Raw genomic sequence first — 21,594 nt, forward strand, 5'->3', positions numbered from 1 at the left:
GCAAGCCGGAATTGGGTTAATTCCCCGGACCCTAACAAAAAAGGGAGTCCCTTTCGGAACCCCCTTCAAATACTGGAGTACTCAAAATCAACGGCTAAACGTCTCGCGAAGCGTTTGGCTTAGAACTTGTGGCGCAGGCCCGAGATCACGGCCGTCTGCGTCTTCGTGCTCGACGCACCGCCCGCACCGTTGATCGATGCGGCCGTGGCGTCGCCCGCTGCCTTTTGATAGATACCGACCAGGTACACGTCGGTACGCTTCGAGAGCAGATAGTCCACTGCGGCGTTGACCTGGTGGTACTTCGGGCTCAGGTTGGCGAGCGTGGCGCTACGCGTGCTGGCGTCCGTGTACGTGTACGACAGGCCCAGCAGCAGCGACGGCGTCAGGTTGTATGTGCCGTTCAGTTCGTAGTTCGATACGCGTGCGCCCGTGCCGCCAACGTATTTCAGCTGCGTGTTGCTGTAGACGAAGCCAACGTTGGCCGGACCGAACTTGTAGCTGCCGCCCGTGGCGAACACGCGCTGCTTGTCCACGCCGACCGTTGCCGTGCCGACCTTGGCCGAGTAGAAGTCGCCGCTGTAGTCGCCAGCCACTGCGCCGCCGGTGTTCGCGCCGTTCGGCGTGCCGACTTCCAGGTAGCCGATACCGAACTTGAACGGGCCGTTGGCGTAGCTCGCCCCCAGGCTCCATGCGCGGTTGTTCGCGAAGCCGCTGCCAGCCGTGCTGCTGCTTGCCTGGTTCGAGAAGCCATACAGGCCGCCGAACGAGAAGCCGGCGTAGTTGGCGCTCGTGTACTTGATCGAGTTGTTGATGCGGAACGAGTTGTACAGGTTGTCAACGTCGCCGACGTGAGCACCGAGCTTGGTTGCGAACTGCTTGGCGGATGTCAGGCCGCTCACAAAGTCCACCACGGAGTCGTACTGACGACCGATGGTCACGCTACCGAACGTCTTGTTCGACAGACCGACGAATGCCTGACGACCGAACTCACGGCTGCCCTGACCCAGTGCCCCGTTCGTGATGTTGAAGCCGTTCTCCAGGGTGAAGATGGCCGACGTGCCGCCGCCCAGATCTTCCGAACCCTTCAGGCCCCAGCGGTTACCCGATTGCAGGCCGTCGGCCGTCGTGAAGTTCTTGCTACCGCCGACGTTGCTCACGTAGGCCAGCCCGCCATCGAGAACGCCATACAGCGAAACGTTGCTTTGCGCATGCACAGTACCTGCTGCAGCGGCTGCGATCGCGCCAGCCAGTGCGGCGGCCAGTTGCGTCTTTTTCATCGGTCGAATCCTCTATCGATAACTTATTAATCAATTCGAACCCTTCGCCTGTGGATGGGCGCCCCGTGGGTTCGGGCCGAACTATATCGAACGAGGCTTAAATTACATAGGTGTATTAACGAAAAGAGACGCGTCATGTCTGCTCGATGCAACGCATCGCGGCACTTTTCCGCGAATGTCCTCAAATTCATTTTCATGACACATGAATGCCGTAAAAAGGAATCCGCAAGAGGTCCAACGTGCAGACCGCTTGCGCAAGAACGTCACCGCAGCGTCGCAAGCCTTTCACGCTCGGCCACCAGCACCGCATAGCGCTTGCGAACCTTGTCGGCGTAGCGCCGGCGCAGCGTGGCGCGTGCCTCACCGCCGCCAGCGTTATACGCGCCCACGGCTTCCCAGCCATACCCATACTGACGCACGAAACCCGCGAGAATCCACGCGCCGGTGACGATCGACGCACAGGCGTCTTCACGCAATCGGCGCTCGGTCAGGCCGTAGCGGGAGAGCGTCGGCAGGTGGGCGCTGTTGATCTGCATCAGCCCGATATCGTGCGTGCCGTTGCGGTTGACGTTGCTGGCGTTCACGTCGAGATTCGATTCGACTTGTGCGATGGCGTACAGCAGCAGCGGATCGAGATGGTAGCGATCGGCGGCGACGTCCCAACAGTCCGCTTGCGCGGGGGCTGACATGAGCGCAACGACGACCGCTGCTGCGGCGCAGGCGAACAGATTCATAAGGTGGTGTGCATGCCCGGACGCCATAGACGATGGTCTTCGCCGTTGAAGACGCAGGGACGAACAGGGCGAACGAGACGCGGAGGACGAAGTAGTTGGGAGATCGGAGCGGACGACAAATAGAGACTCCTGACAGTGCTACGACCGCGCGGGTGGACGAGATTATCGAGAAGCGCGTGCCGCTTCGGCTTTCAGAACGCGCTCATTCGTGCGCGCGCCGTGCGTGAACTTTCAGGTTCAACGTGTTTATCGTGGCGCGGCGTCTTCGCTATGACGATATGAGTTTAAATACACGACATATCGTCATATATAGAGTGGTTATTGACGAATTAACGCTACATTTCATCATGCGCTCTCCCTAGAATTGAGGCATACCGCGTCGCGCGGCAAACCGTGACGACGCGTCGACCGGCATTCCTGAATGGGGAAAAACATGAAGAAGATCGCCTTGCTGGGTGCGGGACATATCGGCCAGACCATCGCGCGTTTGCTGCACGACAGCGGCGATTACCGGGTGACGGTATTCGACCGGAGCGCGCAGTCCTATGAAGCGGTGCGCGACTATGCGCACGCATTCGTCGAACTCACCGGCAACGACACTGGCTCGCTGCAACGCGCGCTCACCGGTTTCGACGCCGTCGTCAACGCCTTGCCGTACACGATGGCCACGAGCGCGGCAACCGCCGCCGTGGCGGCGGGCTGCCACTACTTCGATCTGACCGAAGACGTGGCGGCCACGCACGCGATTGCGCAACTGGCCGAAGGTGCATCGACAGCGCTGATGCCGCAATGCGGCCTCGCACCGGGCTTCATCGCGATTGCAGCGCATCATCTCGCGGCGGCGTTCGACCGCGTCGACTCGGTGAAGATGCGCGTGGGTGCGCTGCCCGCCTTTCCGACCAACTCGCTGAAGTACAACCTGACGTGGAGCGTCGACGGGCTGATCAACGAGTACTGTCAGCCGTGCGAGGCAATTCGCGATGGCGCGCGCCTGAGTGTGCAGCCGCTGGAAGACCTCGAACACTTCTCGCTCGACGGCGTGGAATACGAGGCTTTCAATACCTCGGGCGGTCTCGGCACGTTATGCGAAACGCTGGCCGGGCGCGTGCGCGATCTCGACTACAAGTCGGTGCGCTATCCGGGGCACGGTGCGCTGATGAAGGTGCTGTTGAACGAGCTGCGTCTGAAGGACGATCAGGAAACGATCAAGACGATTCTCAAACGCGCGATTCCGAGCACTTTGCAGGATGTGGTGCTCATCTTTGTGGTGGTGAACGGACTTCGTCGCGGCGTGCTCACGCAGGAAGTGTTCGCACGCAAGATCTTCGCGGAACGCAATAACGGACACAGCGCGAGCGCCATCCAGATCACGACGGCGTCGGCCATTTGCGCGGCCGTCGACATGTTCTTCGCGAAGCAACTCCCGCAGCGCGGGTTCGTGCGTCAGGAACAGATCGCTTTGCCGGATTTTCTGGCGAATCGTTTCGGGCAGGTCTACGCGCACTCGACGCATATCGAATCGCTTTCCTGACGTTGCGGATGTCACCAGGCGACGGAAAAAAGCACGACGGCCCGACAAGCGGTGCGCCCCGCCAGCGGCGGGCCGTCGTTGAGGAAACGCATTGGCTGACGCGAATGCGAAGAGGTTTGAAGCGGTGTAAAGCGATGTAATGCGTTTTGAAGCGATGCGAAACGTCGTTACGGCGCTTTAGAAGCGATGCTGAATGCCCGCGGTTACGCCGACCTGCGTATCGGCTGCACCCGTCAGGTCGCGTGAAAGGCTGACCTTCTGGCCGTGCTTCGCGAAGGCATAGCCGCCGGACAGATACAGCGCCGTGCGCTTGGACATTGCATATTGCGCGCGCAGGGAGATGAGCGTCGGATCGGCGTCGCTCGCGTCCTTGATGTCCTGATGGTAGATCGCGCCATACAGGGCGAACGCCGGGGTGAAGTCATACGATGCGCCCAGCCAGTACATGTCGCTGCGCAGCGACGCGGTGCCTGCGGTCACGAACGTCTTCTTGTAGTTGCGATACCCGGCCATCACCTTGGCCCCGCCAAAGCGGTAGCTTACGCCTGCGTGAATCCCCTGAATGTAGTCCGTCGTGTCGGCGGGCGTGACGCTGTTGCCCGCGCCGTTCTGACGGTCGTACGTTGCGACGACGGCGAACGGGCCGTTCTCGTAGCCGATGGCGAAGTCGTACTTCGATGACGTCTTCATGCTGTCGGCCACGTTGCCGAAGCCATACATCGCGCCGAGTTTCAGACCGTTGAACTCGCCGTCGTAGCGCACGGCGTTGGCCGAGCGGGAGAACAAACCGTCTTTGCGTGCGCCGGTGGCCGTAGCGCTGGTCGCCCACGAGTAGTTCGGCGCATAGCCCATCGGGTCGAACTGGAGCATGTAGTCGTAAGTCGTGGTGAACGTGCGGCCGAGCGTGAACTGGCCCCACATCTTGTGCGACAGACCGACGGTGGCGCGGCGGTCGAAGATCGCGCCGGGGCCGTCGTCGAACTGGCCGTTCACGACGTTGATGCCGCTCTCGAGATTGAACACGGCCTTGAGATCGCCGCCCAGATCTTCCGTGCCCTTGAAACCGAAGCGCGACGTGTTCTTGCCGCCCGAGACCGCACGCATTGCGCCGCCGTTATCGGCGGCGTGATTCACATACTCGACACCGGCGTCGACGATCCCGTAAATCGTCACGTTCGATTGGGCGTGCGCCTGAGCGGCCAGTGCACCCACAGCGATCAGGGCGGCGCGCGCCATACTGCTTCGTTTCATTGTTGTCTCCTCTCTTCTCTTTCTCGTGGTGTTGCGCGGGAGAGCGCCCGCGCGTCGCATGAAAAGCGTGGCTACATCTCCCTTAGCCGTTCGATTGCGCGAACGCCCAGCAGTCATTCGCGGGAAACTCCACCCAGTGGTCGCCGGGTTCGCGCGGGACGTGACCGAACGCGCGAAAGCGCAACGCGCCGCAATGGAAGAGGTACTCCCAGCGGTCGCCGAGATACATCGACGTGACGAGCTGGGCGTTCACGCGGTTGTGGCCCGGGCCATCGGCCACCTGCACGCGCTCCAGACGAATGAGGGCCTGCGCGTCCTGACCCGGGGCGAGCGTGTCGCGTGCGCGCGCTTGTAATGCGAAGCCGTCGCCCGCAAGGGTGACGAGATCGCCGTCGACAGCGCTGACCGTCGCGTCGATGCGGTTATTGCTTCCCATGAATTCCGCCGTGTAGAGCGAGCGCGGTGAGCCGTACAGTTCTGCCGGTGTGCCTTCCTGCTCGATGCGACCGTTGCGCAGCAAGAGAATGCGGTCCGACATCGCCATGGCTTCGGTCTGGTCGTGCGTGACGCACAGCGCCGACAAACCCAGCGACACGATCAGCTCGCGCAGCCATGCGCGGGCCTCTTCGCGCAGCTTGGCGTCGAGGTTCGAGAGCGGCTCGTCGAGCAGAATGACGGGCGGGTTGTAGACGAGCGCGCGGGCAATGGCGACGCGCTGTTGCTGACCGCCCGAGAGCTGGAACGGGAAGCGTTCGGCGAGATGACCGAGGCCCAGTTGATCGAGGGCGTTCTGCACCCGCTCGCGACGCTCCGCCGCGCCCACTTTGCGCAGCTTCAACCCGTAGCCGACGTTGTCCGCCACGGTGCGGTGCGGCCACAGCGCGTACGACTGGAAAACTAGGCCGAGCGAGCGTTGCTCGACCGGGCAATCGATGCCTTTGGCGCCGTCGAAGAAGACCTGATCGTCGAGCGCGATGCGGCCTTGCGACGGTTGTTCGAGGCCAGCCACGGCACGCAGCAAAGTGGTCTTGCCGCTGCCCGAAGCGCCGAGAAGGCACACGACTTCACCGGCCTTGAGTTCGAACGACACGCCCTTGAGGATGGGGTTGGCGCCGTAGCTCAGAAAAAGATTGTCGACGATGAGCTTATCCATGCAATTTGACTCCGAAGCGCAACGCCACGCCCAGACCGGCGCCGACCATCGCGATGTTGATGACAGAGAGCGCGGCGACCTGATCGACCGCGCCGGTCGCCCACAGCGACACGAGCAGCGAGCCGATGACTTCCGTGCCCGGCGAGAGCAGGTAGACGGCCGTCGAGTATTCGCGCTCGAAGATCATGAAGATGAGCAGCCACGCAGCGAGCAGGCCAAAGCGCACCAGCGGCAGCGTGACGTCGAGGCTCACGCGGCTGCGCGTGCCGCCGACGCTGCGCCCCGCCTCTTCCAGCTCGGGGCCGACTTGCAGCAGCGCGCTCTGGATCAGGCGCATGCCGTAGGCGAGCCACACCACCGTGTAAGCCACCCAGATGCTCCACATCGAGTTCTTCAGTTCGCGCAGTCCCGGCACGAACAGGAAGATCCACAGGAACGCCAGACCGGCGAGCAGGCCCGGCACGGCGCGCGGCAGCAGCACGAGGTAATCGAGCAGCTTCGCGGCCCAGTCGTTGCGGCGATGACCGGCAAAGGCGACGAGCGAGTAGAAGCCGACAGCCAGCGCGCCGCCGATCACACCGATGCCCAGCGTGTTGACGATGGCGCGCACGAGGTTGTCCTGCTCGAACAGCTCGGTGAAGTTCGCGAGCGTGAGCACTTCGCCAAGCGCGACGCCTTCGCCCCAGTGCGTGACGAACGAGCGCAGCACGATGCCGGAGATCGGCACGAACACCGTCACGATCAGCCACACGGTCACGATGGCCAGCGCGACCCAGCGCCAGATGCCCAGCGGCAACACCGTCTGACGCCCCGCCTTGCCCTTGACCGTCACGAACTTGTTAGCGCGCTTGAGGAGGTGTCGCTGCAACAGCACCAGCGGGAAGGTGATGGCCACGATGCACATCGCTACCGCCGCCATCAGGTGATACGACGGCACGCCGAGCTTGTTGGTCAGCTTGTAGAGGTAGGTGGCAAGCACCAGATGGCCCTCCGGATCGCCGAGCACCAGCGGCAGACCGAAGACTTCGAAGCCGAGGAAGAACACGAGCACGCCTGCAAACAGCAGCGCAGGCATGGTCATCGGCAGGCTCACGTCGAGCGCCACGCGAAACGGGCGGGCGCCGGCCACGCGGGCGGCTTCTTCGACGTCGGAGCCGAGATTACGCAGTGCGGCCGACGAGTACAGATAGACGTGCGGCACGTGCGTGAGACCGACGATCACAGTGATCGCGAAGATCGAGTAGACCGACCACGGGGCGTCGAGGCCCGTCAGTTCGCGGAACCAGACCGAGTAGAAGCCGACGGGACCGGCCGCCACCACGTAACCGAACGCAAGCACCATCGGCGAGACGAACACCGGTGTGAGCAGCAGCGGCTCGAGCCAGCGGCGGCCAGGCAGGTCGGTACGCACCATCAGGAAAGCGAGAATGCCGCCGAACGGGATCGAGATGAACAGCATCCCGAACGCGATGATGAAAGAGTTCTTCACAGCCGACCAGAAGTCGGGATCGGTGAAGATGAAGCGGTAGCCGTCGATGCCGAACGTGCGGCTGGCGTCGAAGAACGGTGCGGAGAGCAGGCTCTGCAACACGATGAACGACAGGGGCAGCAACACCGCAATCGTGAGCACGGCGATGACGAGCCAGCGCGAAGTGGCCGCGAGCGCGCGCCAGGGGGCCGCGACGTGAGGGGCGGCGCCCGTCGGCGGACGGCCGACAGGGGCCGCTGCGCGGTTGGCAGTAGAGGACGACAGCATGAGGGTCTCCCTGCACCCCGCAGGGCGCATATCGAGAAAGGCTTGGGCAGAGGCGGGCCGCGCGTTACGTCGTCATGAGACGAGGTGAGGGCGCGGCCGCCGGACTTGAGGCCTGGGGCTTAGAAAAACTGAAGACGGTGCGGCTGGTTCGGTGGGCGCTTATCGACGCTTATGACGATTGAATCAGCGCTTGATCGACTGCTGCCAGCGCTTGAGGAATTCAAGGCGCTTGGACTGATCCAGATACACGAGCAAGCCCGCGCCGATGGGGATCGGCTTGAGCGCTGCGCCGAGTTGCTGCGTGAGGTTCGCCATGGAGGTTTCGCCGTCGACGTCCGCACGGATCGAGTACAAGTTGGCCTGATTGGCGAGCAGCGTCTGGCCGCGCTTGGAGAGCAGATAGTCGACCCACAGCTTGGCTGCGTTCGGGTTCTTCGACTGCTTCGAGATCGTCACAAGACGGCTCACGACCTGCGTGTAGTCGCGCGGATAGACGTAGCCGATGGACGGATCCTTCTTCGCCTTGGCGAACGCATACGAGCCGAGAATGTTGTAGCCGATCAGGTTTTCACCCGACGAGATGCGCTCCATCATTGCGCCCGTGCTCGATTGCAGCTTGGGGTTGAGTGCACCCATTGCGCCGACGAGTTCCCACGTCACTTCCGGGTTCACGCGTGCATCCTGTGTCAGATAGTTGAAGCCCACGCCCGACTTTTCGATGTCGTAGGTGGTGACCTTGCCCTTGAATCTGGCCGCATTCGTCTGCAGCAGCTTGATCAGTTCCATGCGCGTTTGCGGCACTTCGCCCGCAGGCAACAGACGCTTGTTGTAGACGATGGCGAGCGGCTCGTACGTCGTGCCGTAGGCCTGCTTCTGGTACTGCGCCCATTGCGGAATGTGGGCGGCTTCGGGCGATTCGTAGCTCGCCATCGTGCCGTCGTTCACGAGCTTGACCTGGAGGTCCATGGCGGAGCTCCAGAGCACGTCGGCGCTGGTGCTGTGCGCGGCGTACTCGCTGATGTAGCGGTTGTACAACTCCGTGCTGTTCATGTCGTTGTACTCGACCTTGATGCCGTACATCGACTCGAAGTCCTTGATGAGCGGGCGCACCAGCGCGGTGTCCGTCACCGAATAGACGATCAGTTTTCCTTCCTTCTTCGCGGCGTCGATGGTCGCCTGATAGTTCGCCGGATAGCCGGCGGGCACCTGAGCGTGGGCGGCCGGGAGCGCTGCCGTGAAGAGCGCTGCACCGAGCGTCGTCGTCGCGAGCAGGGCGCGGGGCGTTATCGTTTGCTTCATGTCATCCTCCGGAAGACCCCTTGCGAGGGGTTTGTCGTTTTCGCGTGGCGCATGTTAATTTGCCGAAACTTTCAATTCGCTTTCGATTTCGTGTCGAATCCGGCTTGAGCCCCGATTTTCGGGTCATGGATTTCCCTAGTTCTCATGCGCATCCTGCTTGTCGAAGACAATCCGAGTCTGGCCAAATCGCTCTCCGAAGCGCTGACGCAGGCGAACTTCGCCGTCGATTGCATGCACGACGGCGAAGCGGCCGATCACGTGCTGCGCACACAGGAATATTCGCTCGTGATTCTCGATCTGGGGCTGCCGCGACTGGACGGGCTTGAGATCCTGCGCCGACTGCGCGCGCGCCGTAACCGGGTGCCCGTGCTGATCCTCACTGCACACGGCTCGCTCGAAGACCGTGTCAAGGGTCTCAATCTCGGGGCCGACGATTATCTTTCAAAACCGTTCGAACTCGACGAACTGGAAGCGCGGGCGCGCGCGCTGATCCGTCGCTCTCAACATCACGAAAGCGCGGATGTGACGTGCGGGCCGCTCGTGTTCGATGGCGTTGAGCGCAGCTTCCGGCTCGATGGCGAGCTGCTTGCGCTGACCAAGCGTGAGCGCGCCGTGCTCGAAGTGCTGATTCTGCGAGGCGGACGCGCCATCAACAAGGAAGCGCTCTCGGAGAAGCTCTTCGGTATCGACGAGTCCGTGAATCCGGACGCCATCGAGATCTACGTCTACCGCCTGCGCAAGAAGCTCGAAGGCAGTCGCGTGGCGATCGTCACATTGCGCGGGCTGGGTTATCTGCTTGAAGAGAAGACCGATCTCGCCCCGCCAGTACCTTCTGTCGACTGATTTTCAGACGCATCGCTCTGTCATGCCGCAACCGAATCTTCGCCGTCAACTGGCGCTCTGGCTGCTGTTCCCGTTGCTGGGACTGCTCGCGCTCGACACCTGGCTGACGTATCAGCGCGCGATGAGTGCAGCCAACTCGGCGTTCGACCGCTCGCTGGAGTTCTCGATCAAGTCGATTCGCGAAGGCACGCAACTGATCGACGGCGAGGTCCAGGTCAATCTGCCGTATCTCGCGCTGGAGATGTTCGAATCGGATCGTGGCGGCAAGATCTACTACGTGATTCGCGAGGGCGGCGACGGCGCGCAAGGGGGCGATAACGACGGCCGGGCGGTGACCGGCTATCACGATCTGCCGTTGCCGCCCGCAGGAGTCACGCCGGAGCCCTATCACACGGCCTTCTACGACGCGACGTATCGCGGTGAGACGTTGCGCATGGGCGCACTTCAGTTGCCGGTGCACGACGTACCGAACGCGAAGACGCGCGTCGCGTGGATCGTCGTCGGCGAGACGACCGAGGCGCGTCACGAACTTGCCCGCCAGATTCTGACCGGTGCGCTTCAGCAGGAAGTGCTGCTGGTGGTGCTGGCGCTCGCGATCGTGTGGCTCGGGGTGACGCGCGGCCTGCGTCCGCTCAACCGACTGTCGGCCAAGGTCGCCGCGCGAGAGGAGGACGACACCACGCCGCTCGAGAACGTCGACCTGCCGACCGAAGTCAAGCCGCTCGTCGAGTCCATCAACCAGTACGTGGGACGGGTGGGGCGCATGCAGGCGTCGCGTCAACGCTTCTTCGCGGACGCCGCCCATCAGTTGAAGACGCCGCTGGCAATCATCCAGGCGGAGTCCGAGCTGACGCTGCGCGAGTCCTTGAGCGCACAGGCGCGTGAGCGCGTCGAACGCCTCAATCAGGCGGTGAAACAGGCGGCGAAGAGCGTGCGGCAGTTGCTCTCGCTGTCGCGTCTGGAAGCGGAGGACGGCCCGCCCGTAGCGATGGTGCCGACCCGGCTCGATGAGGCGGCGCGCAGCGTCACACTCGACTGGTCGCCGGTGGCGCGCTCGCGCGGGATCGATCTCGGCTTCGAGAACGATGGCGCCGTGATGGTGCTGGCGCAACGTGAGTTGCTCGCCGAGTTGTGCGGCAACCTGATCGACAACGCCATTCGCTATGCGGGGGATGGCGCGACGATCACCGTGCGCACGCGGCGCGGTGGGCAGGCGGGCCGTGGAGGCGGTGCGGACGTTGCAAACGTTTCGCAAGCGTCGAATGGCGGGCACGACAACCTGGACGGCCCGGCGCTTCAAGTCGTCGACAACGGCCCCGGCATCCCGGCGCACGAGCGCGACGCCGTGTTCGAACGCTTCTATCGTCGCGAGTCCGCCGCGCTCACCCAATCTACCGTCGACGGCTCCGGTCTCGGACTCGCCATCGTCAAGGAAATCGCGCGCAAACATCACGCCGTCGTGACGCTGGGCGAAGCCCCGGGGGGAGGTCTGGAAGTCACCGTCCGATTCCCGGCAAACGAGACCGCCTAACCTTCGAAGGATGAAATTTCCTCTTTATGCTATTCCGTGGGAAGGATATTCCATGAAGCCGCATAACGAAGGGTAATTCTGCAAGCCTTTTCCCCGTTGCCGCGCGTACGATCGACGCACTCTTTTTTGGCGGGGGCCCATCATGCGCGAGAACGAAACACTTCACTACTTCGATTACGCTGCGACAACGCCGGCGGACGCCTCCGTCATCGCGGCGATGGCCGACTGTCTGGGCATCGACGGCGTGTTCGGTAATCCCGCGTCCAGTTCGCATTCCGCAGGTGTGAGCGCCCGCCGTCTTGTGGAGCGCGCGCGTTCGCAGGTCGCATCGCTGATCGGTGCCGATGCGGCCGAGATCGTCTGGACGTCCGGCGCGACCGAATCGAACAATCTCGCGCTCAAGGGCTATGCAGAGTTGGGACATGCGCGCCCGCATCTGATCACCAGCGTGCTCGAACACAAGGCCATTCTCGATACGATGGCGAGTCTGGAAAAGCGCGGTGTGCCCGTCACCTATGTGAAGCCCTCGACGACCGGCGAGATCACGGCCGACATCGTGGCGGCGGCGCTGCGTCCGGATACGGGGCTGGTGTCGGTCATGCTCGTGAACAACGAACTGGGGACGCTGACCGACGTGGCGGCCATCGCGAAGGTGGTGCATGCGGCAGGCGCACTGCTCCATGTGGACGGCGCGCAGGCGCTCGGCAAGACCCCCATCGACGTGAAGGCCATGGGCATCGACATGCTGTCGATGTCGGCACACAAGGTCTATGGCCCGAAGGGCATCGGTGCTCTGTATGTGAGCAAAGACGCAATTTCGCGCATCGCGCCGCAAATGCACGGTGGCGGTCACGAGCGCGGTTTGCGCTCGGGCACGCTGGCGACGCATCAGATCGTCGGCATGGGCACGGCGTGCGAGTTGGCGATGCAAAACATGACGGTCGACACCGTTCGTATCGAAGCGCTGAGCCAGCGTCTGCTCGACGGTGTGCGGGGCCTCGATGGCGTGGTGCACAACGCCGCGAATGCTCGCCGCATTCCCCATACACTCAGCCTGACGATCCGCCACCCCGGTTTCTTCACGTTCATGCTCAACGCCAATCTCGCGGTGTCGTCCACGTCGGCGTGCAATTCGGCGTCCGGGCAACCGTCGCACGTGCTGAGCGCCATCGGTTTGGACAGCGAAGCGGCGAGGCGCACCGTGCGTCTGAGTCTTGGACGATTTACTTCCGAGGCGTCCGTCGATTTTGCGATTGCGTGCTTCGCGCGCGTGGTTTGCCAGTGCCGCGCGCTGGCGGCGTAATACCGTTGGGGGCATCGCGGTTAGCGCCTTCGGTGCCTGACGGGTTTTCCACGCTGTAGACCTCGCGACAGGCGGGGTGAGGGACGTAAGAATAGGCAGAGACGGTTGATCCAACGCAAGTCGACGAATATTCAATGCGCCGGATGCCAGGGAGTGCATTTCGCCGTCTTGTATTATGCTTTGAACGACTTGCGATATTGCTGACTCCTATTCTTTCCCTCTCCCCACCCACCTTCATGTCGGAGGTATGTATGAGCAAAGAGAAAGACCGTCCGGACACCGGCTCGACGACCGGTGCCGGTGCACCGGCGGCAAGCGACCGAAACACGCTTTCGGTCGGCGCGGATGGCCCGCTCCTGTTGCATGACGTTCATTTCCTCGAACAAATGGCGCACTTCAACCGGGAGAAGGTCCCCGAGCGCCAGCCGCACGCCAAGGGCGCAGGTGCCTTCGGCATTTTCGAAACCACGGAAGATGTGAGCCGTTACACCAAGGCGTCGCTGTTCAAGAAGGGCGCGAAGGGCGACATGCTCGCGCGTTTCTCCACGGTCGCGGGCGAAGCCGGTAGTCCCGATACCTGGCGCGACGTGCGCGGTTTCTCCCTCAAGTTCTATACCGACGAAGGCAATTACGACCTCGTTGGCAACAACACCCCGGTCTTCTTTGTCCGCGACCCGATGAAATTCCCGCACTTCATTCGCAGCCAGAAGCGTCTGCCGGACTCGGGCCTGCGCGACAACCACATGCAGTGGGATTTCTGGACGAACAATCCGGAGTCCGCGCATCAGGTGACCTACCTGATGGGCGACCGCGGTTTGCCGCGCACCTGGCGTCACATGAACGGATATGGTTCGCATACCTACATGTGGGTTAACGCCAGTGGCGAGAAATTCTGGGTCAAGTATCACTTCCACACGCAGCAGGGCATGGAGTTCTTCTCCAATGCCGAAGCCGCGACCATGTCCGGTCAGGACGCCGATTTCCACCGTCGCGATCTGTTCGACGCCATTGCGCGTGGCGACAACCCGAGCTGGATCCTGTCGGTGCAGGTGATGCCGTACGCGGACGCGAAGCAGTACCGCTTCAATCCCTTCGATCTGACGAAGACGTGGTCGCACAAGGACTATCCGCTGATCAAGGTGGGCAAGATGACGCTCAACCGCAATCCGGAGAACTTCTTCGCGCAGATCGAGCAAGCGGCGTTCTCGCCGGGCAACACCGTGCCGGGCATCGGTCTGTCGCCGGACAAGATGCTGCTCGGCCGTGCGTTCGCCTATAACGACGCGCAGCGCAATCGCATCGGCACCAACTTCCACCAACTGCCGGTGAACCGCCCGAAGGTGCCGGTGCAGACGTATATGTTCGACGGTCACATGGCTTACGAACATAGCGGTAACGCCCCGGTGTACGTGCCCAACAGCGGTGGACGTCCCTACGCCGATCAGACAGGTGCGGCCGAAGACGGCTGGGAATCCGACGGCGCCATGGTCCGCAGTGCCTACACGCTGCACAAGGACGATGACGACTTCTCGCAGCCGGGCGACCTCGTGCGTAACGTGTTCGACGAAGCGGCCCGTACGCGTCTCGTCGAAACGGTCTCCGGTGCGCTGCTCGGCGGTGTCCGCAGTCCGGTACTGGAGCGCGCGTTCGACTACTGGAAGCAGGTCGATCCGGATGTCGGCGCGCGGATCGAGCAGGCGGTGAAGGCTGGGAAGAAGTGACGCGCAGTTGGTAATGCTGTATCGATGCCGATGACGGCGAGTGACGATGCTTTGCATCGTCCTCGCTTTTTTATGTGAAAGGTTTCTCGTCGAGCTGGGTAATCCGCTTGAGGATTCGCTGTGCCGTGGGCGTCGCGCGCAACAGTTCACGAGTCTTGTCATTGAGGCGAGCAATGATGCCGTCGACGGTTGTCCCGGCTTCCCGTATCGCTCGATCAGGCTCATAGGAACCAATTAACTGGAGCCGGGACGTGGCCCTGTCGCGAAAGATGGCTTCGAAGATTTCCGGTGTCTCGAAGAGCATCCATTCAAGCGCGGGCGCTACGACCTCCACCTCGAATCGTCGCTCCGACGAATACAGAGACAGCATCTCCTCTGAATCGCCCTCCATGTCCAGTATCAGTTCCTCATGATAGGTATAGGCGTTGCGAATCAGCAGAAGTTGTAGTTCGTTCTCCCGGAGGATTGGGGCGGCATGGCAGTCGGCGAGCGTCTGACTCTTGCTCAGATAGAATATCGACGAGTCTACAACGTGTTGCGGTAGCCAGGCTTTGAGAAGCTTTGCGCCGTCCGATGATGGGCACACGATATTTCGCTTCAACATAGTCACGCTCCGTTGTGATCTTGTGAGATGCGGCAATGCGTAGCATCTTCTATGCACGCACGAAGCTTGCTTTTCAGCGCTTCGCAGAAGTCCTTTCGACGGACACAATGGTCGATGTCGTGACCGGTCCAGCACAAGATGGTTGATGGTTTGGTGAAGTTGATCAACGCAAGCGTTGATCGACTGAATTCTCCCGTGGTGAACAGACAGCCGATCAGCGCAGAAGGACGCCGCGCGAGTTGTCCTTGCAATTTCGCAATGGGACCGTATGCCAACTTCCGGCTCGCCCGACTTGCGGGCGTCGAATAGTCTTTGCATTCAATCATCGCGGCAATGTTGGCCACGTACACGACCCCGTCGATCTGTTCAACGTTCTTTGTTCCAAGAAGGTCGACGCTGTAGGGCCATCTGACTTGTGCCCCGCTCAATTCAAACCCCTTCAGCACCAGATACTCAAGCGCTTTTCCGGGGTCCCATCCGGGCGTTGAGCATTGCTGGACTTTCTGCCACAAATCGCCGATATCCTCCCACCCGTAATCCCTCACCCGTTCGACATATTCCCTGTCCGCCACCATGCTGTCCTCCGTGAATCTGAGGGCGATTCTAGGGGCGCGGGCCGGGCAGAAGTGGCAAGCGGTCGATTTATCGGAATTCGCCGATCGGGTTCGGCATTTCGTCCCAAGAAATGTCACTTATGGAGAGTGCGCGCGCTTCCTGATCGCATCGCCACTGCGGCACGCAGGTGGCACGCCTCCGGCAAAGCGCTTCGTCCTTAACGCAGGCGAGCCAGATCGGCGAGTGCGCGTTGAAACGCAGACGCGTTCTTCATCCCCTGATCTTCGTGATTGGTGTTGAAGAGCACGTGGGTGTCGTCGGCGAGCGCGGCGATCCGTTCGACACGCGCTGAAATGTCGATCAATTCACTCGCGCTGTACTCGTAGACGAAGCGACCCGATGAGGCTGTTATGCTCCCGCGGTTCCATGCAGCGGCATTGCGTCCGTGCAGACGCACGACGCACAGGTCGTCGCGCGTCGTGGCCCACACGGCGGGCACGGTGTTGTCGAACCCGGCGGGGCTGTCGACGATGGTGTGCGCCGCGCCCGTCTCGCGCAGCATGGCGAGGGTGGCCGCCTCGCGCGATGGCGTATCGAACCAGCTGCGGTGGCGAAATTCGATCGCGTGGCGCTCGCCGTCTAGTCGTCGCGCCGTCTCGAACACGAGGGCACGTCCGGCGCGGTCGTTCTTCACCCTTGGCGAGAACTGGAAGTGGATGGCCGTCAGTTGCCCGCTTTGGCGCAACGGCTCGACGCCTTCGAGATAGCGTCGCCACAACTCGTCACGCAACTCGACGGGAAGGTCGGCGGCGGCGATTTGTGCGCTGTCCGGCGATGGGCGCTGGTGTTGAGCGTCACGTGACGGTAACGCCTGCGCGATATCGGACGGCAACGCGGCGAGGGGCGTGTTGTGCCCGGTAAAGGCGCGAAACGCCTTGATGTGAAAGCGAAAGGCGGGGGGCGTGCGCTGTGTCCACCGCCAGGCGATGTCGGCGTCGGGCAATCGGTAGTAACTGCTGTCGACCTCGACTAGATCGAACTTCGATGCGTAGTGGCGCAGGCGCGCGGCCGGGGTATCGACGCCCGGTGGGTAGAACCGTCCGCACGCGATGAGCGTGGGATCGGTCCAGGACGACGTGCCGGTGCGGATTGTCATAGGGGCCGTGGGCGGGGGGCGGGCTGTCGAAGCGGGTGACAGCGAGGATTCATCCGAATTTCGCAAGGGGCTCGATGGGCGCAAAACCCATCGTTATAATGTATAAATATACAGTACTCTTTGAGCGTACCTAAACCCGATCGATGCCAGCGAGGCGCTGCGCGGCCTAGCTTGTTTGCTTGCTTTTGCCCTTGCTTTAGCCCCTATTCCTGTCGGTCATCGACCGTTTTACAGCCGTTCATTCGCCAACCCGCATGTCAGAACACCCGTCTGCCGCCGCCCGCGATCCGTGGGCCGAACTCAACGACCGTCAGCGTGAAGCCGTCGACTTCGGTGTAGGCGACGATGGCGCACCCGGCGGTCCGTTGCTCGTGATTGCCGGGGCGGGGTCCGGCAAGACGAGTACGCTCGCGCACCGGGTCGCGAATCTGATCGTGCGCGGCGCAGACCCCAACCGGATCCTGCTGCTCACCTTCTCGCGACGTGCCGCCGGGGAGATGGAGCGGCGCGTGGGGGCCGTATTGCAGAAGGTGCTGGGGTTGTCGTCGACACAACCGCCGTCGCTGCCGTGGGCAGGTACGTTCCATGCGATCGGCGCACGGTTGCTGCGCGATTTCGCGCCGCGTATCGGGCTATCGGACGCGTTCACCATCCATGACCGCAGCGACGCCGAGGACCTGCTCGGGTTGGTCCGGCACGACCTTGGTTTTTCCGCGACGCAGTCGCGTTTCCCGCTCAAAGGCACGTGTCTGTCGATTTATTCGCGCGTGGTGAACAGTCAGGCGCCGCTGGCCGAAGTGCTCGCCAGGCATTTCCCTTGGTGTGCGCAATGGGAAGCGCAACTCAAGCAGCTTTTCGGCGGTTATGTCGACGCGAAACAAGCGCAGCACGTGCTCGACTACGACGACCTGCTGCTGTATTGGGCCGAGACGATGGGCGCACCGGAACTAGCGCGCGAACTCGATGCCCGCTTCGATCATGTGCTCGTCGATGAGTATCAGGACACCAATCGCTTGCAGGCGCAGATTCTTCTCTCGATGAAACCGGACGGGCGCGGCCTGACCGTCGTGGGCGACGACGCGCAATCGATCTACGCGTTTCGCGCGGCGACGATCCGCAACATCCTCGATTTCCCGGGCCAGTTCGCCGAGTCGGCGCACGTGGTGACGCTGGAGCGCAATTACCGGTCGACGCAGCCGATTCTCGATGCGTCCAACGCTGTGATCGCCGAGTCGAACGAGCGTTATGCGAAGGCGTTGTGGACGGACCGGGCATCGGAGCGACTGCCGCAACTCGTCAATGTGAGCGACGAATCGGGGCAGGCGCGCTGGGTCGCCGATCAGGTGCTGGCGCAACGTGAGACCGGCACGCGACTCACGCAACAGGCCGTGCTGTTTCGCACGGGCAGTCACAGCGCGGCGCTGGAGCTGGAACTCACGCGTCGCAATATTCCCTTCGTGAAGTTCGGCGGGTTGAAGTTTCTCGAAGCGGCGCACGTGAAGGACATGCTGTCGATCCTGCGATGGGCGCATAACCCGGCGAGCCGGTTGTCGGGTTTTCGCGTTGCGCAGTTGGTCCCCGGTATCGGGCCTGTGAGCGCCACGCGGTTGCTCGATGCCATGGCGCAGTCCGCGACACCCGCGCAGGTGCTGGTCGAGTTCAGGCCACCGTCGGGTGCCGCGACGCAGTGGCGAGCGTTCGTCGAAGTCTTCATGACGCTGCACGACGCACGGCTGGCGTGGCCGGCGGACGTGGACCTGGCGCTGCGCTGGTACGCACCGCTGCTCACCCAACGTTTCGACGACGCCGTCGTGCGTCAGGCCGATCTCGAACAACTCGCGCGTATCGCCAACACGTACGGCTCGCGCGAGCAATTCCTGACCGAGCTGACGCTCGATCCACCCGACGCTACGAGTGCGCAATCCGGTCCGCCGCTCCTCGACGAGGATTACCTGATCCTGTCGACGATTCACAGTGCCAAGGGGCAGGAGTGGCGTTCGGTGTACGTGCTCAACGTGGTCGATGGCTGTATCCCCTCCGATATGAGCACCGGTGACGAAGAAGACATCGAGGAAGAGCGACGTCTGCTCTATGTGGCCATGACGCGTGCAAAAGAGTCGCTGCAACTCGTTGTGCCGCAGCGGTTCTACGTCCACCAGCAAACCGGACTGGGCGATCGCCACGTGTACGGCACGCGCAGCCGTTTCGTGTCCGACAAGATGCTGCCGCTGTACGACATTTTCCCGAAGCCGCGCGAGGACGATGTGCCGCGCGGGCCGGTTGGCGACGTCGCGGTGCACATCGACGTCGCAAGGAAGCTTCGCAATGCCTGGTCCTGAACGTTGTCCGGACATCGTGCTGCGCGAGGCGCGTGCGTCCGATGTCGATGCGGTGACGCACCTTCTCATGCAGACGTATCGCACGACATGGGCGCCGATGCTGCGTCCGGAGGTGGCGGCGGCATTCGCCTCCGGTGAACGCACGCGAGCCTATGTGCAGGCACATTGGCCTGAATTCGTGGTGGCTGTGCCGATTGCGTCGGATGACGATATCGTCGGCATGGTGCACGTGGTGGGCGATTTCATCGATGCCCTGCACGTGACGCCGTCGCAGCAGCGACGCGGTGTCGGTGCGTTGCTGCTCGCGCACGCGGAAGCGAAAATGCGGTCGCTTGGCCACCCGCTTGCACGACTTGAAACCGACACGTTCAACGTGCAGAGCCGCGCGTTCTATATCCGCTGCGGGTATTGCGAAGTGGCTACCTATCCCGACGAGGCGTGGGACAGCGGCTTCACCACGGTACTGCTCACGAAAGCGCTTTAGGTGCGGTCTTCTGCGTCGCGCGGTGTCGCGAAATCTTTCGTCACGTTTCCGATGTCAGGCGCGGAAATTTTCTAAAGTTGCCGTCTTCCGTGCATCAGGTATAGTCGCCGCATCGGCGGCGGAGCATTGCGCTCACGCTGCCCGAGGGATACCGCAGAAATGGGTTGTCGTGGGGTTGTCGTGGCATTGTCGTCGCGACGATGCAGATGCCGGGAGACAGGGATGCAATGGATGGTGGATCGGATGACGTTGCTGCCGACGGGGCTATTGCTCGTCGGCCTGGCGCTCGGCACGGCATTGCTTGCCGTTGTCGTCGCCTGGCTCGCGCGTGTCATGCTGTTCGACCGTCTTGCCGACCCGACGGAGGTGCGCGGCACGGTGGCCGATGTGGTCCACGGGAGCCTGCTGGCATTCATCGTCTTTGTGCTCGCCCACGTGTTGACCGACGTGCGGGCCAATCTTGGTCATGCCGACGATCAGGCGTTGCACGAAGCGTCCGTGGTGCGGCGCCTTGATCGTGAGCTGAAAGCGGTGGGCGATGCCGAAGCGCAGTCGGCACGTGTGCTGCTGCGCGGCTACGTGAGCTCCGCCGTCACGGACGAATGGAAAACGCTGAGTACCGCCGATCCGGATCTTTCGCCGAGCACCGAATCTGCGCTGACGGCGTTTGTCGGCGCCACGCGGCGCGTCATTGCGCGGCATGAAGACAGCGCGAGTTCGATTCGTACGTTGCTGGATCGGCTCGAAGAGGCGAGACAGGGGCGGTTCGAAAACGCGACGAAGACGGTGCCGGGCATGTTCTGGTGGGTCATCTCGTTGTTCCTGCTCGCGGCGATGGCGATGAACGGCCGTTATCCGGGGACGTGGAAAAGCAATCTCATCATCGCGATTCACATGGGCGCGATCGGCATGGTGGTCGCACTGATCGTGAATCTGGATGAGCCGTTTCGTGGGGCCTCGGGTATTTCGCCCGCGCCATTGGCGAAGTCGGTGGGAATCGTGGTGCCGCGCTGAGGTCCTGACGCCCCGAGGCATTGAAGCGTCGGCACTCGACGCTCGCGCAGGGTGTCGCAGGCGCGGCTGCGCGCGGCAGTCGTAGGCAGGAATGCAGGAGAAGAGAACGATGTTGTCGAATGTGCCAGCGGCGTCGGCGGAATCGACGCCCGAAATCGAGGCGTTTCGCCCCGGTGTCTACCGTCACTACAAGGGGAATTGCTATCTCGCGCTCGGCATTGCCCGTGCCGACGAGACGAACGAACCTGTCGTCGTCTACACACGGCTCTATCCGCGTGAGGGCTTGCCGATGAGCACGCGGCTGCTGCGCATCTGGAACGAACCGGTGATGACCGAGAGCGGCCCGGTGCCGCGCTTCACGTACATCGGTCATACGACGCCGGCGGCGTGACGGATTCGCTCGCTGCGCACCGTCGAAGACCGTATGGCGATGGCCCGACCTCTCAACTGACAGAACTCACCCGAACCGCCGGTATTTCCGGCACCTAGCCCCTCTCAGGACGCCCCCCATGACGACGTTTCATACGATGAGCCGAAAGGCCATCGCGACCCCTCACGCCCATACGGCCCGTACGACTGACGCGAGCGATGCATTCGCCCTCCGTCACCCCCGCCGTGCGGTGGATTTTGACGATTCGGACCTCGGCGGTCGACAGGCATCGAAGCCCGCTCCGCGCAATTTGCGTCGTTGGTGGGCGCTGTTCGCGATTCTGCCGTTCGTGACGTCGGTGGCGGGATGTGGCTTGCTGGCGGCACCGTGCCGTGTGGTGTCGGCGGGCCTGAAGATCATTCCGGGGGTGGGAGGCGCGCTCGCGACACCGACGGATGCGTGCGCGGCCGCGATCGACTGATCGCAGAAGCTGAGCGCAGAAATCGCTCGCAGAAAAAAAGAAAGCCCGCGCGTTGCGGGCTTAATCCATATCAGGAGGAGACATGGAGGAGACGAATTCAGTATAGGGTGATGTGTTGCATCGCACCATATGTATTTTTACGTAAGCGTCCTCATGTTGCGTAGGCGCAACGAAAAATAAAGTATCAATAAA

Annotated in this window: 18 protein-coding genes and 1 pseudogene; 10 read left to right on the forward strand and 9 right to left on the reverse strand. The window is 62.4% G+C overall.

What is annotated here, in order from left to right:
- Window positions 1–119: 119 nt before the first annotated feature.
- Together MB84_RS01550 and MB84_RS01555 are read right to left on the reverse strand one after the other, a co-directional pair.
- A complete protein-coding gene (locus MB84_RS01550; RefSeq protein WP_046290486.1) occupies window positions 120–1,277 on the reverse strand; it encodes a porin in 1,158 nt (385 codons plus the stop codon).
- Between the two features lie 263 nt (window positions 1,278–1,540).
- Complete coding sequence (locus tag MB84_RS01555; protein ID WP_046290487.1) at window positions 1,541–2,011, reverse strand: transglycosylase SLT domain-containing protein; 471 nt, start codon at window positions 2,009–2,011, stop codon at window positions 1,541–1,543.
- Between the two features lie 433 nt (window positions 2,012–2,444).
- On the opposite strand from MB84_RS01555, the gene MB84_RS01560 reads away from it, so the two are divergent.
- Complete coding sequence (locus MB84_RS01560) at window positions 2,445–3,542, forward strand: saccharopine dehydrogenase family protein (protein WP_046290488.1); 1,098 nt, start codon at window positions 2,445–2,447, stop codon at window positions 3,540–3,542.
- Between the two features lie 177 nt (window positions 3,543–3,719).
- Here the strand turns inward: MB84_RS01560 and MB84_RS01565 are convergent, their stop codons facing one another.
- The 4 genes from MB84_RS01565 to MB84_RS01580 all read right to left on the reverse strand — a co-directional run bounded on the left by MB84_RS01565 (window position 3,720) and on the right by MB84_RS01580 (window position 9,001).
- The gene (locus tag MB84_RS01565; RefSeq protein ID WP_084009555.1) at window positions 3,720–4,793 is read right to left on the reverse strand and encodes a porin; all 1,074 of its coding nucleotides are present in this window, start codon (window positions 4,791–4,793) and stop codon (window positions 3,720–3,722) included.
- Window positions 4,794–4,875: 82 nt separating this feature from the next.
- Entirely contained in the window at window positions 4,876–5,946 is a 1,071-nt protein-coding gene (locus tag MB84_RS01570; RefSeq protein ID WP_046290490.1) for an ABC transporter ATP-binding protein, read from the reverse strand.
- Window positions 5,939–7,702: an ABC transporter permease gene (locus MB84_RS01575; protein ID WP_046290491.1), complete on the reverse strand. Its 1,764-nt coding sequence runs from the start codon at window positions 7,700–7,702 to the stop codon at window positions 5,939–5,941. Before MB84_RS01575 ends, MB84_RS01570 begins: the two co-directional genes overlap by 8 nt.
- 183 nt (window positions 7,703–7,885) lie before the next feature.
- Window positions 7,886–9,001, reverse strand: a complete 1,116-nt coding sequence (locus MB84_RS01580; RefSeq protein WP_046290492.1) for an ABC transporter substrate-binding protein — start codon at window positions 8,999–9,001, stop codon at window positions 7,886–7,888.
- Window positions 9,002–9,145: 144 nt separating this feature from the next.
- Between MB84_RS01580 and MB84_RS01585 the strand changes: the two genes are divergently transcribed.
- From MB84_RS01585 to MB84_RS01600, 4 genes and pseudogenes are all read left to right on the forward strand, one after another.
- Window positions 9,146–9,844: a response regulator gene (locus MB84_RS01585; RefSeq protein WP_046290493.1), complete on the forward strand. Its 699-nt coding sequence runs from the start codon at window positions 9,146–9,148 to the stop codon at window positions 9,842–9,844.
- A 22-nt stretch (window positions 9,845–9,866) separates the two neighbouring features.
- The gene (locus MB84_RS01590) at window positions 9,867–11,375 is read left to right on the forward strand and encodes a sensor histidine kinase (RefSeq protein ID WP_046290494.1); all 1,509 of its coding nucleotides are present in this window, start codon (window positions 9,867–9,869) and stop codon (window positions 11,373–11,375) included.
- 142 nt (window positions 11,376–11,517) lie between these two features.
- A pseudogene (locus MB84_RS01595) lies at window positions 11,518–12,675 on the forward strand (cysteine desulfurase family protein); the annotation flags it as partial.
- Window positions 12,676–12,929: 254 nt separating this feature from the next.
- Window positions 12,930–14,399, forward strand: a complete 1,470-nt coding sequence (locus MB84_RS01600; RefSeq protein ID WP_046290496.1) for a catalase — start codon at window positions 12,930–12,932, stop codon at window positions 14,397–14,399.
- Between the two features lie 70 nt (window positions 14,400–14,469).
- On the opposite strand, the gene MB84_RS01605 is transcribed toward MB84_RS01600, so the two are convergent.
- The 3 genes from MB84_RS01605 to MB84_RS01615 all read right to left on the reverse strand — a co-directional run bounded on the left by MB84_RS01605 (window position 14,470) and on the right by MB84_RS01615 (window position 16,714).
- On the reverse strand, window positions 14,470–15,003 hold the full coding sequence (locus MB84_RS01605; RefSeq protein ID WP_046290497.1) for a hypothetical protein: 534 nt from the start codon (window positions 15,001–15,003) through the stop codon (window positions 14,470–14,472).
- Between the two features lie 2 nt (window positions 15,004–15,005).
- The gene (locus MB84_RS01610) at window positions 15,006–15,578 is read right to left on the reverse strand and encodes a hypothetical protein (RefSeq protein ID WP_046290498.1); all 573 of its coding nucleotides are present in this window, start codon (window positions 15,576–15,578) and stop codon (window positions 15,006–15,008) included.
- A 197-nt stretch (window positions 15,579–15,775) separates the two neighbouring features.
- Complete coding sequence (locus MB84_RS01615) at window positions 15,776–16,714, reverse strand: DUF72 domain-containing protein (RefSeq protein WP_046290499.1); 939 nt, start codon at window positions 16,712–16,714, stop codon at window positions 15,776–15,778.
- Between the two features lie 254 nt (window positions 16,715–16,968).
- On the opposite strand from MB84_RS01615, the gene MB84_RS01620 reads away from it, so the two are divergent.
- The 5 genes from MB84_RS01620 (at window position 16,969) to MB84_RS31560 (ending at window position 21,402) form a co-directional block, all read left to right on the forward strand.
- Entirely contained in the window at window positions 16,969–19,053 is a 2,085-nt protein-coding gene (locus MB84_RS01620; RefSeq protein ID WP_046290500.1) for an ATP-dependent helicase, read from the forward strand.
- Window positions 19,040–19,537, forward strand: a complete 498-nt coding sequence (locus tag MB84_RS01625; RefSeq protein ID WP_046290501.1) for a GNAT family N-acetyltransferase — start codon at window positions 19,040–19,042, stop codon at window positions 19,535–19,537. The genes MB84_RS01620 and MB84_RS01625 overlap by 14 nt, the downstream gene beginning before the upstream one ends.
- Window positions 19,538–19,759: 222 nt before the next feature.
- Window positions 19,760–20,551 carry a bestrophin-like domain gene (locus MB84_RS01630; RefSeq protein ID WP_046290502.1) on the forward strand — a complete coding sequence of 264 codons (792 nt, stop codon included), beginning with the start codon at window positions 19,760–19,762 and terminating at the stop codon, window positions 20,549–20,551.
- 109 nt (window positions 20,552–20,660) lie between these two features.
- Entirely contained in the window at window positions 20,661–20,942 is a 282-nt protein-coding gene (locus MB84_RS01635; RefSeq protein WP_046290503.1) for a DUF1653 domain-containing protein, read from the forward strand.
- 289 nt (window positions 20,943–21,231) lie between these two features.
- Window positions 21,232–21,402: a DUF6726 family protein gene (locus tag MB84_RS31560; protein WP_306592201.1), complete on the forward strand. Its 171-nt coding sequence runs from the start codon at window positions 21,232–21,234 to the stop codon at window positions 21,400–21,402.
- Window positions 21,403–21,594 lie beyond the last annotated feature (192 nt).

Source organism: Pandoraea oxalativorans (assembly GCF_000972785.3).
In the GTDB taxonomy this organism is placed as follows: Bacteria; Pseudomonadota; Gammaproteobacteria; order Burkholderiales; family Burkholderiaceae; genus Pandoraea; species Pandoraea oxalativorans.

Excerpts from the sequence above, each read along its gene's own strand:
- MB84_RS01555 (WP_046290487.1), bottom strand. The coding sequence starts at position 2,011 with ATGAATCTGTTCGCCTGCGCCGCAGCAGCGGTCGTCGTTGCGCTCATG.
- MB84_RS01570 (WP_046290490.1), bottom strand. The coding sequence starts at position 5,946 with ATGGATAAGCTCATCGTCGACAATCTTTTTCTGAGCTACGGCGCCAAC.
- MB84_RS01575 (WP_046290491.1), bottom strand. The coding sequence starts at position 7,702 with ATGCTGTCGTCCTCTACTGCCAACCGCGCAGCGGCCCCTGTCGGCCGT.
- MB84_RS01565 (WP_084009555.1), bottom strand. The coding sequence starts at position 4,793 with ATGAAACGAAGCAGTATGGCGCGCGCCGCCCTGATCGCTGTGGGTGCA.
- MB84_RS01635 (WP_046290503.1), top strand. The coding sequence starts at position 20,661 with ATGTTGTCGAATGTGCCAGCGGCGTCGGCGGAATCGACGCCCGAAATC.
- MB84_RS01605 (WP_046290497.1), bottom strand. The coding sequence starts at position 15,003 with ATGTTGAAGCGAAATATCGTGTGCCCATCATCGGACGGCGCAAAGCTT.
- MB84_RS01610 (WP_046290498.1), bottom strand. The coding sequence starts at position 15,578 with ATGGTGGCGGACAGGGAATATGTCGAACGGGTGAGGGATTACGGGTGG.
- MB84_RS01615 (WP_046290499.1), bottom strand. The coding sequence starts at position 16,714 with ATGACAATCCGCACCGGCACGTCGTCCTGGACCGATCCCACGCTCATC.
- MB84_RS01580 (WP_046290492.1), bottom strand. The coding sequence starts at position 9,001 with ATGAAGCAAACGATAACGCCCCGCGCCCTGCTCGCGACGACGACGCTC.
- MB84_RS01600 (WP_046290496.1), top strand. The coding sequence starts at position 12,930 with ATGAGCAAAGAGAAAGACCGTCCGGACACCGGCTCGACGACCGGTGCC.
- MB84_RS01590 (WP_046290494.1), top strand. The coding sequence starts at position 9,867 with ATGCCGCAACCGAATCTTCGCCGTCAACTGGCGCTCTGGCTGCTGTTC.
- MB84_RS01550 (WP_046290486.1), bottom strand. The coding sequence starts at position 1,277 with ATGAAAAAGACGCAACTGGCCGCCGCACTGGCTGGCGCGATCGCAGCC.
- MB84_RS01630 (WP_046290502.1), top strand. The coding sequence starts at position 19,760 with ATGCAATGGATGGTGGATCGGATGACGTTGCTGCCGACGGGGCTATTG.
- MB84_RS01585 (WP_046290493.1), top strand. The coding sequence starts at position 9,146 with ATGCGCATCCTGCTTGTCGAAGACAATCCGAGTCTGGCCAAATCGCTC.
- MB84_RS01560 (WP_046290488.1), top strand. The coding sequence starts at position 2,445 with ATGAAGAAGATCGCCTTGCTGGGTGCGGGACATATCGGCCAGACCATC.
- MB84_RS01620 (WP_046290500.1), top strand. The coding sequence starts at position 16,969 with ATGTCAGAACACCCGTCTGCCGCCGCCCGCGATCCGTGGGCCGAACTC.
- MB84_RS01625 (WP_046290501.1), top strand. The coding sequence starts at position 19,040 with ATGCCTGGTCCTGAACGTTGTCCGGACATCGTGCTGCGCGAGGCGCGT.